At 56.9% G+C, this 14,050-nt stretch carries 9 protein-coding genes; all 9 read right to left on the minus strand.

The genetic code is table 11. The features are described from left to right. Positions 1–55: 55 nt before the first annotated feature. The 9 genes from hisI to THTE_RS07560 all read right to left on the minus strand — a co-directional run bounded on the left by hisI (position 56) and on the right by THTE_RS07560 (position 13,928). Entirely contained in the window at positions 56–478 is a 423-nt protein-coding gene (hisI, locus tag THTE_RS07520; protein WP_095414848.1) for a phosphoribosyl-AMP cyclohydrolase, read from the minus strand. A 334-nt stretch (positions 479–812) separates the two neighbouring features. Next, positions 813–3,737 carry a carbohydrate-binding protein gene (locus tag THTE_RS07525; protein WP_157731900.1) on the minus strand — a complete coding sequence of 975 codons (2,925 nt, stop codon included), beginning with the start codon at positions 3,735–3,737 and terminating at the stop codon, positions 813–815. A 156-nt stretch (positions 3,738–3,893) separates the two neighbouring features. Further along, a complete protein-coding gene (locus THTE_RS07530) occupies positions 3,894–5,822 on the minus strand; it encodes an ABC-F family ATP-binding cassette domain-containing protein (protein ID WP_095414850.1) in 1,929 nt (642 codons plus the stop codon). Between the two features lie 112 nt (positions 5,823–5,934). Further along, entirely contained in the window at positions 5,935–6,705 is a 771-nt protein-coding gene (locus tag THTE_RS07535; RefSeq protein ID WP_095414851.1) for an enoyl-ACP reductase FabI, read from the minus strand. A 204-nt stretch (positions 6,706–6,909) separates the two neighbouring features. Beyond that, entirely contained in the window at positions 6,910–8,652 is a 1,743-nt protein-coding gene (locus THTE_RS07540) for an acyl-CoA dehydrogenase family protein (protein ID WP_095414852.1), read from the minus strand. 108 nt (positions 8,653–8,760) lie between these two features. Beyond that, on the minus strand, positions 8,761–9,792 hold the full coding sequence (locus THTE_RS07545) for an electron transfer flavoprotein subunit alpha/FixB family protein (RefSeq protein ID WP_095414853.1): 1,032 nt from the start codon (positions 9,790–9,792) through the stop codon (positions 8,761–8,763). Positions 9,793–9,943: 151 nt separating this feature from the next. Then, positions 9,944–10,858 (minus strand): electron transfer flavoprotein subunit beta/FixA family protein, encoded by a 915-nt coding sequence (locus THTE_RS07550; RefSeq protein WP_095414854.1) that lies wholly within the window; start codon positions 10,856–10,858, stop codon positions 9,944–9,946. A 318-nt stretch (positions 10,859–11,176) separates the two neighbouring features. Beyond that, positions 11,177–12,469 (minus strand): Gfo/Idh/MocA family protein, encoded by a 1,293-nt coding sequence (locus THTE_RS07555; RefSeq protein WP_095414855.1) that lies wholly within the window; start codon positions 12,467–12,469, stop codon positions 11,177–11,179. A 46-nt stretch (positions 12,470–12,515) separates the two neighbouring features. Beyond that, the gene (locus tag THTE_RS07560) at positions 12,516–13,928 is read right to left on the minus strand and encodes a right-handed parallel beta-helix repeat-containing protein (protein ID WP_095414856.1); all 1,413 of its coding nucleotides are present in this window, start codon (positions 13,926–13,928) and stop codon (positions 12,516–12,518) included. Positions 13,929–14,050 lie beyond the last annotated feature (122 nt).

Below are 14,050 nucleotides of genomic sequence, written 5' to 3' on the forward strand. Positions count from 1 at the left end.
TTGTTAAAGCTTTGAACCGTGCGAAACTATGCGAATACGGCTTGACCACACACATTCAGGATTTCTGACCGTAAACCTTTTGCGGATCGAAAACCGGCTCGCCCACCGGTTTCAGACCATTGGGAGTGAGTTGTCGATAAAAACAGGAGCGATAGCCGGTATGACACGCTGCCCCACCCACTTGCTCGACTTTGAGAAGGATTGCGTCATTATCGCAATCAATGAAGATTTCCTTGACGATTTGCACGTGCCCGCTCTCTTCCCCTTTGCGCCACAGCTTGTTTCGGCTCCGGCTGAAATAAACCGCCCGGCCGGTGGCCACCGTCTCGGCAAAACTTTCCGCGTTCATATACGCGAGCATGAGGACTTCACCAGTCACGGCGTCCTGGGCGATGGCCGGAAGAATACCCCCGCCGCGACTGAAATCCGGGCCGGCCGGTGGGATCGAATCTGTAGAAGTGGAAGTTTTATCGCTCATCACGTTATTTCCTCAAAGAATCTGGTTGCGAAACGTCACGACCTTGCCATTAGGTTCGACCCAAGCATGCCCGAGGAACCGTGTCAACGGCCTGAACTTTCACGGGGGCTCTGAACGCCATCAAAACCCCCGGAGTCGCTCACGCCGTGCTCCGTCGACCCAGCCGGTGGGACTCCCTGGGCAGCAAACTAATTATTTTACCGGCCTTCACTCTGCCGATAACCGCCGCTCCGCGAAATCACTGGACCCCCCGCCCAAACTGTTTTGCCGGAGATACGCCGTTATAAAGGCATGAGCTGGTTGCTCGTCGGCTACGGTAAAGGGAGTCCCGCGTTCACTGGCTGTCAAGGGATTCTTTGATGTCCCCTCGCCGGACGGGGATAATATCGCTCTCAAATACACCCTGAATCCCCTCGACTGAGTTGTTTTCCAACGTGCACAAAGTCTGCGGACTGTCAATTTGAAAAGCGACACGCTCCCCAGCCCGATTGTTCACAGGATACCAGAAGTACACGTGATTGCGGCGCAACACGACCCCCTCAACGGAGGAGGCTAACCGAAATCCGCAGAGAGCATCCCGCACCAAATTGAACTCGGCTATCGTACCCATGACAGCCGCAAGGCCCGAGTCTTCGCCATCCCTTCGGTTTCCCATGACCAAAACGCCATCGGTGCGGCTTTTGACGCAACCGTTGTGGCGGAGAACATTCCCGAGAGCGTGGGGGAAGAGAAGCGGCAAATCGGCTCGCTCGCCGGTTGTAAGCAGGATGCCGCAGCTCGTCTCGTCCGCCTGAGTTCCCTCCACATGGTTGAAAAACAGGGGACCAATCCCCCGGTTCCACGTCATGGGCATGGAAGAGGCCAGTGTGGTACAGGTGCCATACAAGAAGACTGCCGGTTTTCTTTGCCGGGCCACTTCATTCCCCGACACAATGTTCCCGATGCAGGAGATCCAGAGCTGAATCCCGGTCATGCCGTTGACTGTCCGATTGTTGACGATGTGGTTTTCGAAAAATGCGGTGGAAATCACCACCCGGCTACCCGGCGGTGGAACGACTCGCCACGGCGAGGCCAGACGGTAGGTCGTTTGATCGCGGGCGACAATCCGCCGGGTCTGGCCCCAACCGGGACCGTCAAGCACGATAACATAATATTCTGTGAGCACCGGCTCCCGATCGTTCTCTTTCTCCGGTGGCCAATACGGTGTTTCCCGGCCTTTATCATCACGCGGAAGATCCTCGCGTTTGACGTCGCCCAACCATTCTTGTGGTGTGTCCTTTACGAAGGATGGTAACGTCACTCGATCAACGTCCGCGCCCGCAATCGGGCCGAAATACGCCACGCGCTGGCAGGCTTCAAAAAGAATCATCTCGCCCACGTTCTGGTCGGTTCCCGCAACCCCTCCGAAGACTGCCCGCTCCTCACGGTTCCCCGCGATCCAGTTGTGCGTGACGGAGCCCCGCCCGGTGGATAGCCAGATCATGCGTCGCCCCGTGGGGCCACCTCCTTCACTCCCCGGTGGAACGGCGCAGACATTGCCTTCGATGATGCACTCCTCCACTGGCTCATTTCGGCCGTTAATGTAACCCTCTGCATTCCCGCCCCAAAGTGTGACGCTGACCAGGCGATTCTCGGAGAGGTCGCACTGCCTCACCCCCGATAGAAAGAGGGGAGATCGGGCCCACAACTCGCAGCCTTTGACCACGGCACCGAACGCATGAAACAGCCGGACCCCACAGTTCTCAGCCTGTTTTCCTTGACAATCCCGCATCTCGACGTTTTCCATGCGGCAGTTGTAAATCCATTGAGGAAACTCGGGATGACGAACGACAATCCCCAGGTTGGTCTGGATACTTCCCAACACCGTCAGATTACGCACGGAAGCGCCGTCACCGGCCAGCCACACGCACGCCTTTTCGGCACCAGGTAAGCTTCCCTCCTTGGTTTGAAAGTCAACCACGTCTTCTCCCTGGAGCACGACCAGGTGCGGCCCGGAGACGGGAAATTCGCCTTCCTGGGGTTGCCAGGACGGATCATCCGTGAAGACAAACGCGTCGATGTGAATCCCGCCTCCCTGTTCGTTTTTCCATTTGAGGACATGTTCTCCCGCGGACGCCGTGAGTGTAGCGGAAAGACTCCATCGGAACGTGCCGAAACTTCCCGTGTTCGGCAGATTCTCCAGACGAACGGGAGGATTGTCGTCGAGAGTGAGCGTCATTCTGCCCGAGACTCCCGGCTGTCCCCAGGGCGACATGTCCGTGGCGTAGCGCAACCACACGTGCCAGTCGCCCGCCCGAGGGAATGTCACCTTGTACACCATGGTGTCGCCGGGAGTGTGAACCGCGGCAGGCCCCTGATTCCACGCACTGCCCTGAAATTGGGCGAACTTGACGGCGGGGCTTGACGGTGCTTGAAGGATCGTCCGGCCCTTCCCTTGCCCATTCACAGTCACCCCAGCGGGAATCACCAAGGTTCCAGAAAGCGTGTATCGGCCCGCCGGTAACGTCAGGATGCCTCCGCCTTGCGCACCCAAAGCATTGACTGCGGCCTGAATGTCTGTCCCGGTAAGCTGTATCCCTGTTTGGGCTGGTGCCTGTGCCTGCACCTGAATGGTTATTGGATCGCTCCATCCCCACTGTCCCCCGGCACCGGCGTGAATTCGAAGTTGATACCGCCCCGGGGCAAGATCATCGGGCAGACGGAGTGTGGCCGAGTATTTCCCCGAAGACAACGAAGGCAACCACGACCCACTTCCCGATTCGGACTCAAGATAGGCGAACACTTCTGCAAAATGGGGTCGCCTGCCGATGTTCCGGCCAAACACCCGCACGGTGCCGCCGGGAGTGCACGTGCGGGGATAACACCACCACAATTGTGGGCGGTTGAGAACCAAAGGCTGCGATCGGCCATTGGCATTTTCAACCCATACCACGAACGGCCCATCATAGGCGCGTTCGGGGATTGTGGCGGCCAACATCTTGCCAGTGCAAAACTGAATTTTGGGACGAATTTCCGCTCCATCTTCCCGATTGGGGCTCAATCCCCACATAAAAACGTTTTCGGTAAGGCCTTCGCCAACCAGCAGGAAGGTTTCGTCCGGACCTGCATCATCCGTCCACGAGGAAATGACAGGCACGCCCGGGCCCGACTTGCCTTCGGGCACCCTGTACGCTGGCCCCGGCGGTGGAGGCAACTCCGCCGGTAAAGGAAACGATATTCCAGCAAAGAAAAATGCCAGCAGGATCGAGAATCGTGCCATGGCAGGATTTCGGTGCGGTCGTGTGCGAGTACGAATGTTCACAGCCTCTGGAATGACGATCATTATTTCTGGAATGATGGAGTGTTGCAATGATTTTCTGCCGATAGTATGCGACTTTAGGGCAAAAGCTATTGACGGGACTGGCTGGGCCCCACTTCAGCCATTCAGCTCCATCGCTTCCTCCCAGTGTGCATACAACGATTGAAGTTTTTGCTCCAATTCTTCAAGCTCCTGTTTGAGCCGCTTCACCCGATCGCCGTGGCGATACGTTTCCGGCTCGCTGAGTTCGCGGTGAATCTCTTCGCGGCGGGCCTCGTGCTGGAGAATGTCCGCCTCGATATCCTCCACTTTGCGATAGGGGAATCGTCTCTTTCGCTTTCCTGAACCTTCGCCGCGATCGTCAGCGCGTTTGCTGGGCCTCCTGACTTGGGATTCGTCTGGAGCCGTGTCCTTTATCTTTTGTGCGGACTCCGCACGTCGGGCATCCGCGAGGGCCTGGTACATTGCGTAATTTCCATGGATCACCCGCACCTCGGCCCCCTCGAAAACGAGGAGGTGATCAGCCACCTGATCGATAAAATAGCGGTCGTGACTGACGAAGAGAACGGTGCCGTCAAAGCGGCGTAGCGCCTGTTCAAGGGCATCGCGTGCCCAGAGGTCGAGGTGGTTGGTCGGCTCATCCAGAACGAGAAAATTCGCTTTGGCCGCGGTCAGTCGCGCAAGTGCCACTCGACAGCGTTCACCCCCGCTCAGGTTCCGGACGGGCGTGAGGGCACGGTCCCCTGTGATACCGAATTTTGCGAGAAGATCTCGACGCTTTTGCTCGACCAGGTCGTCACCGACGATTGAAGTGGGGAGAACCGCGTCCATGGCGGGTAGATCGGGAGGTAGACATGTCAGATGCTGGTCGAAATAGCCCACTATGACATTGTGCCCTCGAATGACACGCCCCTCATCGGGCTCGACTTCTCCGAGCAGGCACTTCAGGAGAGTACTCTTGCCGCATCCGTTAGGGCCCAGGATACCCCATCGCTGACCACGCGCGATTTCAAAGGTAAGTCCCTTAAAAAGCGGCCGTCCAAAACTCTTGCCGAGGTTTTCGACTCTCAGCACGATATCGCCGCTTCGTTCTGCAGCGGGAAACTGGATCGGCGGCGCGGTGATTTCCCGCGGCGGTTCAACAAGCTCAATCCGTTCCAGCTTTTTGCGGCGATCCTGAGCCTGAGCTGCCTTCTGGCCGTAGTGATGGCGCCGGATGAACTCCTCTGCCTTTTCAATTTCTTCGAGTTGCTTCTCGTAAGTCCGCCGGGCGACCAGAAGCCGTTCCTCTTTTTGACGACGGTAGGCAGAAAAATTACCTGGAAATGTCTCCACCGTTCCGCGAAAAAGTTCCAGTGTCCGAGTTGTAACCTTGTCGAGAAAGTACCTGTCGTGGGACACGATGATCATTGCGGCACGGTGGTTTGCGAGAAACTCCTCCAGCCAGCGCGTGGCCTCAATGTCGAGATGGTTGGAGGGCTCGTCGAGGAGCATGAAATCCGGTTCGGAGAGCAGGAGCTTCGCCAGCAAAAGTCGGTTTTGCTCGCCGCCACTCAGTTCGCAGGCAGGTCGGTCAAAGAAATCAGGCCCCAGCCCCAGACCTACCAGAATTTGCTCGATTTTATGGTCTAGGTGATAAGCGTTGAGCCGGTGGAGTTCTTGTTGAAGTCGGTCGAATCGGGCTGCCAGTCGGGCACGCTCGTCGGGGCGCTGGATCTCCGCCAGAAGAGCCGCCGTTCTTTCGGCTTCGTGTTGCAACTCGAGCAAATGTTGCAGAGCACTCTGGGCCTCCTCCCACACGGTGCGGCCGGGCAAAAACTCCGCATGCTGCTCCAGGTATCCCAGACGGATGCCGGTGGTGATTTGGCACTCTCCCCCGTCGGGTGATTCGAGACCCGCAATGATTTTCAAGAGTGTCGTCTTGCCCGACCCGTTGGGTCCGACAAGGCCGGCCCGATCTCCGGCGTAAAGATCAAAGGTGACTCCGTCCAGGACTGGATTGGGACCAAAGTATTTTCGGATGCCTTCAACGTGCAGAACTTGCATGATGACATGGCCAAACTGATGCCCTCAGGCGGACATTTCCGGAAGAGCCCCTCTTGAGGCAGTCTGACGCGCCATGAATGAGCGCGGAACGGACAGCGGCTGCCGAAAGTCTTTACAATCCCACGATATTGTAGCCGCAGTCCACGTGAAGGATCTCCCCGGTAATTCCGCTTGACATTTCACTGAGGAGGAAAACAGCGGTGGAGGCTAGCTCATGGAGGTCCACGTTTCGCCGTAACGGGCTTTTATGTGCGGCGTGCCGCTGCATCTCATCGAATCCCGCGATTCCGGCAGAACTGAGAGTCCGCACCGGTCCCGCGCTGATGGCGTTGACGCGGATATTTTTCGGCCCCAGGTCCCAGGCCAGATATCGGACACTGTGTTCCAGCGCCGCTTTGCAGACTCCCATGACGTTGTAGCCGGGCATCACTTTTTCCGCGCCGAAGTAGCTGATCGTCAAAATGGAGCCGCCGCTTTCCATGAGCCCTCGCGCGGCACGGGAAACCGCCACCAGGCTGTAGGCCGAAATGTCCATCGCGACGTGCCAGCCCTGGCGGGTTGTCTCCACGTAAGGATTCCGCAGCTCGGCTGGTGGCGCAAATGCCACTGCGTGGACGACTAAATCGAGCTGGCCGTACTGATCTTCAATCGCCGAAAACACGTTCGCGATGTCGTCATCAGACTGTACGTCGCAGGGTAGAAAGACTTTGGGTTGATGGGCCTCGACCAGCCGGCGAACGCGGCGTTCGTTGGATGGACCCGGCAGGTGCGTGTAGGCCAGCTCCGCGCCCTCGCGATGGAGTGCCTCAGCGATGGCCCAGGCGATGCTCCGGTCGTTGGCCACACCCATGATCAAACCGACTTTGCCACTGAACAATCCCATGGTTGTCAGCATCCCTTACAAATTTCCGGAGTTGGATACAACTGTCGTACAGCAGGAAAACTCATTCTTCTTTGTCCCTCCGGAAAGCAGGATGTGATCTTTTAAGGAAATCTCCTCGGCCGACAATTATTGCCCGTTTAAAGAATCTTCGTTGATCGTAGCCTGTTCCGACCGGAAGCGGCCCGCTGTTGCATTTCACGGTTTTCATGCGAGAGCCGGGACTGGGCCCGCCAGCACATCGTACTCTTCCAAAGGTGCCATGTCTCCCGAGAGGACCTGCCGACACTTGGCCTCGAGTTCGGGGAGACGATGTTCGATATAGCGGCGAGCGACGCGACGCTTGCGTTCGTTGGCGGTAGCCTGCCCCAGCAGGAGATGGCCCACGATGCAGATGATGGCGGAATCCACCAATCGGCGCCCCGCCAAATCGAGATAGGTGGTGGACTGCGTCTTGGTGAACTGAATTGCCTCCTGGACGCGCTTCCGCGCTTCGATCAACTCATTCCGCAAATCATCAAGGAGTTTGTCGCCATACACCCTGTTTTCGAAATCAGCGACGTAACTTTCAAACGATCCGGAAGCTACGCCGCGTACGGCGGCCACGATTTGGAGTTGGCTGGTCCCCTCATAAATTGTGGTGATCCGGGCATCCCGTAAATAGCGCTCCGCCGCGTAATCCTTCATGTAACCCGATCCCCCGAGGACCTGGATCGCATCGTTGGCCACCTGGACGCACATTTCCGAAGCGTAGTACTTGCTCATCGGGGTGAGCATGCCATTGATGCGTTTCAGCGTCCGGGCCAGTTGCTTCCGCTCTTTCTGTTCGTCTTTGGGAAGATCGGGCACGGTTTCCAGGATTCGCAGATTGTTGTTTTCCAAATCACAAATGCGGCTTGTTTCGTACGTGAGCGCCCGGGCGGCTTCGATGGCAATTTTCATTTCAGTGACCATCTCGGCCACCGCGGGGAGACGCTCGATCGGCCCACCGAATTGTTGACGTGTGTGCGCGTACACCCGGGCCAGGCGAAAAGCAGCTTCCGCGATTCCCAGGGACTGGGCGGCGATTCCTACCCGGGCACCGTTCATCAGCGCCATAACGTAAGTAATCAGGCCGCGCTGACGTTCGCCAATGAGCCGCGCGGGCGTATCGTCGAACACAAGCTCGCAGGTCGGACTGCCATGGATTCCCAGCTTTTCTTCCAGGTGCCGGACACGCACCCGCTCGTTCCGCTCGGTGATGAAAAGACTGAGTCCCCGGCCGTCCTGGATGTCGGGTTCACTTCTGGCCAGGACGAGCAAAATCTCACCACAGCCGTTGGTGATAAAACGTTTGACACCATTGAGTCGCCACTGTCCCGTTTCGTCCTGATATGCGCGGAGACGCACAGCCTGCAGATCGCTTCCCGCATCCGGTTCGGTCAGAACCATGGCCCCCGTAACTTCGCCCCGGGCAAACCGCGGAAGGACCTCATCTTTGATGTCATCTGATGCGAATGCGTTGATGGTCTCCGCGATGCCCTGGAGCCCAAACAGGTTCATGAAGGAGGCGTCTGCGCGGCTGACAATCTCGGTGGCCATTGTGTAAATGAGATTCGGACAATTCAGACCACCGTACTTACGCGGGAGGGTGAAACCCATGAGATCAGCCTGGGCCATGCGGCGAAGATTTTCCCGAACCAGGGGGTGGAGCGTGACGGTGCCGTCCTCGTTGAGTTTGTTTCCTTCCCGGTCGATCTGCTCCGCATGCGGCGCGATGATATCGGCGGCAATCTGGCCGACAATTTCCAGCACCCGCCAGTAATTGTCCACCGCATCTTCTTCATCGATGGGGACATAATCCGCATCGCCGTTGGCGGCATACGCCTCTTGCAGCCGCGCCAGTTCCTTCAGATCGATGTGCCGGAACAAAAACTGGATGTCTTCGTTATCCAGAAAGTAGTTCCCCACAGATGATTCTCCCGTTTACCAATTCCCGAAAGCCGCTTCTGAATTGCGATTGAAAACCCAGCCAGTTGTATCCTTGCCCGTTGGTGCCTCCACACGAACAATATCAGCTCACCTTCGTCGTTCACGAAGGGCTTTGATCATCATCGGAATGACCTTTTTCAGATCACCCACGATCCCGTAATGGGCAATGGAGAAAATCGGGGCGTTTGGATCGATGTTGATCGCGATGATTTTGGCAGACTCTTCCATTCCTGCCCGGTGCTGGACCGCACCAGAAATGCCGGCGGCAATATAGAGGGCAGGCCGGACAGTGGTCCCCGTCTGGCCAATCTGGTGCTCCTTGCCGATAAAACCGCTATCCACCGCCGCACGGCTTGCCCCCACGGCTCCTCCAATCGCTCCCGCCAGCTCATGGATCAGCCGAAAATCCTCTTTGCTCCCCACTCCCCCACCGCCCGCAACGATGACTCGGGCGCTCTTCAAGTTCACCTTCCGCGGTTCGATATGTCTTTCAATGAGCCGCAAGGCCAACAGCGATTCGTCGATCTCCACTTTTTCATCGATGATTTCGCCATTGCGGGAGGGATTGGGCGGTAGCAGCGGCATAACACCTTCCCGAACGGTGGCCATTTGCGGCCAGCGGTCGTAATTGACAATCGTGGCGATAATATTGCCCCCGAACGCCGGCCGAATTTGCAGAAGCAGATTGCGATGGACTTCCTTTGTTTTCGGGTCGGTGACATCGCTGATTTGGAGATCCGTGCAATCCGCGGTCATTCCTGCCTGAATGGCCGAGGCCACACGCGGTGCCAGATCCCTTCCCAGGGGAGTTGCCCCGTAAAGCACAATCTGTGGTCGGTATTTTTCAATCAGGGTGCAGAGGACCCGGGCATAGGGGATTGTCTGGAAATGGGCCAATCGCGAATCTTCCACGACATACACGCGATCAGCGCCATGCGCGATGAGCTTGCTCGCGAGAGGGCGAATCTGGTGTCCCGGAAGAACCGCTCCGACGGGTACTTTCAGTACGTCAGCGAGTTGCCGTGCCTTGCCGCAGAGTTCAAGCACAACATCGTGCAACGAGCCGTCTTCCTGCTCCGCAAAAACCCAAACTTCTCCTTGGCGATTTGGTGCGATCATGATTGAAACCGTTTCCCTGAGTACACACTCCCGTTGGCTGATCTTTTAGCTCTCTCTTTCTCGGTATCTAATTCGGCGGTCACCTGGCTACCTTTAATCCGCGGATTTTCAGGCGATCACCTGGCTTCTGGCGGGTGGAGGTTTTTACTGTTTATCCAAGGGTCCGGTCCACAACCAGTTCGTCGATCAGACGGCGGATTCCTTCCTCGGTCGGCGGAATATTTGTGAAGCCTTTCTTGGTCAGGACAATGGCCTGGACACGATAAACCTTGGTAGGCGAGCCTGGCAGACCACAACGATTGAGGTCCGCGTGAATATCATCGAGGCTCCATTGCTCCATCAGCAGCCCCTGCCGGGCCAATTCTTGTTTGCGCCGCTCAACGGCGTCCAACAGCTCCTCGTCCGAGACCTGGCCCAGGCTGGCCTTCACTTCAGCCTCAATCTCCGCGGGAATACGAGCCCGCTTGTACCGCATCACTTTTTTCGCGGCTGGAGGCCGCGGCTGATTGGCCCCCCCGATCACCGTAAACAGGACGGGCAGTTTGACCTCCACAACTTCCCAACCCCGTCCCACATTTCGGCGCACTCGGGCGGTTCCGTTTTCAATGCAGTCGATCTTTTCGAGGTAGGTCACCTGGGGAATGCCAAGCTTTTCCGCGATTTGGGGGCCCACCTGGGCGGTGTCACCATCGATGGCCTGCCGACCGCACAGGACGATGTCAAACCTGCCGATTGTGCGGATAGTCTGAGCAAGAATGTAACTCGTGGCGAGGGTGTCGGACGCGGCCGCCCGGCGATCCGTAATCAGGATGACTCGGTCGGCACCCCGGTAGAGGCAATCGCGAAGAACCTCTGCCGCTTTGGGAGGTCCCATGCTGATCGCCGTGACGGTTCCGCCGTAGCGGTCACGGATCTCCAAAGCGGCCTCCAAAGCATTAAGGTCTTCCGGGTTGAAAATGGCGGGCAATGCGGCACGATTGACCGTGCCGTCCTCCTTCATGGCCTCAGCAGTGATGTTCGCGGTGTCGGGAACCTGTTTGACACAGACGACGATGTCGTATGGCACAGCGCGATTCTCCCAGACGTGTTATCCCCCCGAAAGCGTCGATCGTTACTAGTCTCGCGTAGTATTTTCTGGACCTATCCTTTTTGACCCATAATTTGGCAATTGGAAGGAGCACCCGTTCTAGCTTATTTCGGGCAAAATGGCTCCCGGCTCCGGGTAATCCGCCCAACTTTAGGGGCATAAGATGCCAGATTGCCAAAATGCCTATTGTAGCGAAAGAGCGAAAACTGCGGAACGGCACCTTTTGGAGGCAACCCCCACAATAGAAGGGTATGATTGTGCAGAATCGAGGCAATCGCAAGCTGGATTTTCGGCCCGTCATCCTGAATAGGGATGTTTCCATGGGGCCCGATACTCTCGCTTGAGGAGCTTCTCCGCCGCCGGATTATCCACGATGGTGCCTTTGGCCTCGTCCCAGTGGACGACCGAATCGCTCTCATAAGCGATCATCGCGAGTTTCACAGTGACGGTGGAGCGGTATCCTTCCTCGATCGGACAGGCAGGCTGACGTCCTTCTCGAACGGCCGTCAGAAAGTCTCGCATGTGTTCCAGACCGGCATCGGTCGCGGGGGTGTATTCCTTGCGATCGGCGTTTTTGCCGTTGGGTATCACGACCCATCGGTTGTCTGTGACGAACACTGTGGCCTTGGTGCCAAAGAAGAACACGCCGTTATTGACTTCGGGGGTGTACTCCTCAGCACCCCATAAGCGGTGCCGCCACACGAGCGGTCCCTCAGCAAATTCAAAATGCGCGGTGAGCGTATCAGGTGTGGTGATGATCCCCTTGAGCTTGTAGATTCCTCCGGTAGCGGCGACCTTGTGGGGCGTCATGAGATTCAAGATCATCCGCGTGGCATCCACCAGGTGAATACCCCAGTCCACCAGATGCCCGTGGCCGGTTGTTCTTTCCAGCCTCCAGTTGAAATGGCCCACCTGCTCGCTGTACGGAATGAGCGGCGCTGGACCGCACCAGAGGTTCCAATCCAGGCTGGGCGGGGGATCTTTAGGTGTGGGATCTTTGGTTCCAGCGCGATAATGAATCTGCGCATCAACCTGGATGATATCTCCAGCGTCGCCGCCTTTGATGAAATCCCGCACCTGTCGAAAGCTGGCGTGCTGTCGTCTTTGAAAACCGATTTGGACAATACGTCCGCTATCCCGTACAGCCTTCAAAAGTGCTTGACATTCGCGAATATCATAGGCGAGCGGTTTTTCACAATATACATGGAGTTTCCGATCCAAAGCCGCCAGCAGGTGAAGGGCATGCCAGTGGGGCGGACTGGCAATGATCACCGCGTCAAGGTCGGAATTATCGAGCATATCCTGGTAGAGCTTGAACGTCTTAGGACGCGTGCCCTGGAGTTGCTCCAGTTCCGCGGCGGATTTTTCGAGATGTTCCGAGTCCACGTCGCAGATGCTGCTGATGACCACGCCGCCCGCCTTCAGCGCGGCACGCGCATCAACCATTCCGTACCAACCCACCCCGATAACGCCCAGTTTGAGGGGCGACTCCACTCCCGCATGCACGGATTTCATGAAAAAGTTGGGGATGGTGGTGGCAGCAGCAATTACGGAGCCACTTTGGAGAAATGCACGACGCGTTGTTTTCATAGGTATTCCCTCCAGTTAACAGATGCCTTACCAATGATCGGTCTGTTTATCGGTCCTGGCCCGGCTCGGCAGTACGGTATTCGTACGCCCCAAGATCGATGCCCTTTCCTTGAGGTCTGTGGACACCCAGGATGTCAATGCTGGGTGCCAGCTCCGCCGTACCCGCGTCGATGGCGGGGCAATCTGGCCGGAGACGCATGTCATACCGGTTCGGGTTGAGGAAGAAATCTTCAGGGCGTTCCACGACCAAATTGTGATCCACAGTCATATTTTCGCCGCGAACGTCCAGTGCACTGGCCAAATTGTTTCGCACCACGCAATCTCGGGAGGGTGTGCCGTTTTTGTGGTTCCCGATGCGGATGGCGGCCGGTCCCGGACGATAGGCGTTGGGATCGATCACCGTGTTGTTGACAATTTTGCAGCGCACCGCACCACCCAATGTGATGCCATGATAGTGGTCCACAACCACCACGTTGTTTTCGATGAGCCAGTCTTCGTACATGCCGTCAAAGCATCCGATGCCCTGAAGAGTACCTCGATGGGGTTGCTGGGGATCTTCGTAATTGATGATGATGTTGCCGCGCAGGACGACGCCTTTTACCACGCCAGTTCCCACACCGCCGGGTCCCACAGACCAGCTTTGAAAACCATCGTCGTGGTTCGCATTAACGTCGTAACAGTTTTTCACAATGTTGTACTGGAACACCGTGTGATCACCCAGTCCCCGGAGGCCGTCGCCTGCGAAGTTTTCCACAACATTTCTTTCCACAAGGCAGTGCACCCCGCTCACTGAAATCCCGAAATTGACGTTTTTGAGGTAATTGCCCCGAAGTGTAATCCGTGGCCCATCGGCGAGAATCCCATCGCAGGAAAGGTTATTCCAGTCGTCCGCTGTCCAGCGTGAAGTGTCGGCAGCGGATTGAAGATGACAATTTTCCACCACAATATCGTGAACTGGTCCGCGCCAACCGTGCGATTCCAGGCGGATCAAGACGCGCGGCCTCTCCCCTTCCCCGTATTCCGGACTTACATGCAGACCTCGTAGGATCCAGTGACAACCCGACTGAATGTGGATGCGTCGAAACCGGGGAGTGTGGCCGGGTTCAGCGGCAATCGTGATCGCGCTGGGATTGTAATACCCTTGAATGCGGAGTTCACCGAAATCACCAGTGCGAAGGTAGATGGTGTCCCCCGGTTTTACAGGAGCGCCGGGATTTCTCGGGACGAGTTTCACTCCCTCCCGATACGGCAAGGATTCCCACGTCTGAGACTCGATCAGGCCTCTGTCGAACAGTTCCTGGAGGCTCTTCCAGGGGCGTTCCTTACTTCCATCGTTCTCCGAACGGCCCTGAACGGGGTCAACATAAAACTCGGCACCGTGCAAGGAAGTTACGGAACCGAGGGCCGTCATTGCGAATGCGAGTAAACAGGTTCGGAAAAGCCGACCTGAAGGTTGCATGGAAAAATTCCCTGTCGCTGGACTTAATTCTGTTTTCATTACCATCATCCTCGATTACTTTTCGATGGAAAGATTGCCCAGATTATATGGAGGCATTCTGTCCTGGCCAATCACCCCCAATT

The organism is Thermogutta terrifontis (assembly GCF_002277955.1).
GTDB classification, from domain to species: Bacteria; Planctomycetota; Planctomycetia; order Pirellulales; family Thermoguttaceae; genus Thermogutta; species Thermogutta terrifontis.

Excerpts from the sequence above, each read along its gene's own strand:
- hisI (WP_095414848.1), bottom strand. The coding sequence starts at position 478 with ATGAGCGATAAAACTTCCACTTCTACAGATTCGATCCCACCGGCCGGC.
- THTE_RS07525 (WP_157731900.1), bottom strand. The coding sequence starts at position 3,737 with ATGGCACGATTCTCGATCCTGCTGGCATTTTTCTTTGCTGGAATATCG.
- THTE_RS07530 (WP_095414850.1), bottom strand. The coding sequence starts at position 5,822 with ATGCAAGTTCTGCACGTTGAAGGCATCCGAAAATACTTTGGTCCCAAT.
- THTE_RS07535 (WP_095414851.1), bottom strand. The coding sequence starts at position 6,705 with ATGGGATTGTTCAGTGGCAAAGTCGGTTTGATCATGGGTGTGGCCAAC.
- THTE_RS07545 (WP_095414853.1), bottom strand. The coding sequence starts at position 9,792 with ATGATCGCACCAAATCGCCAAGGAGAAGTTTGGGTTTTTGCGGAGCAG.
- THTE_RS07555 (WP_095414855.1), bottom strand. The coding sequence starts at position 12,469 with ATGAAAACAACGCGTCGTGCATTTCTCCAAAGTGGCTCCGTAATTGCT.
- THTE_RS07560 (WP_095414856.1), bottom strand. The coding sequence starts at position 13,928 with ATGCAACCTTCAGGTCGGCTTTTCCGAACCTGTTTACTCGCATTCGCA.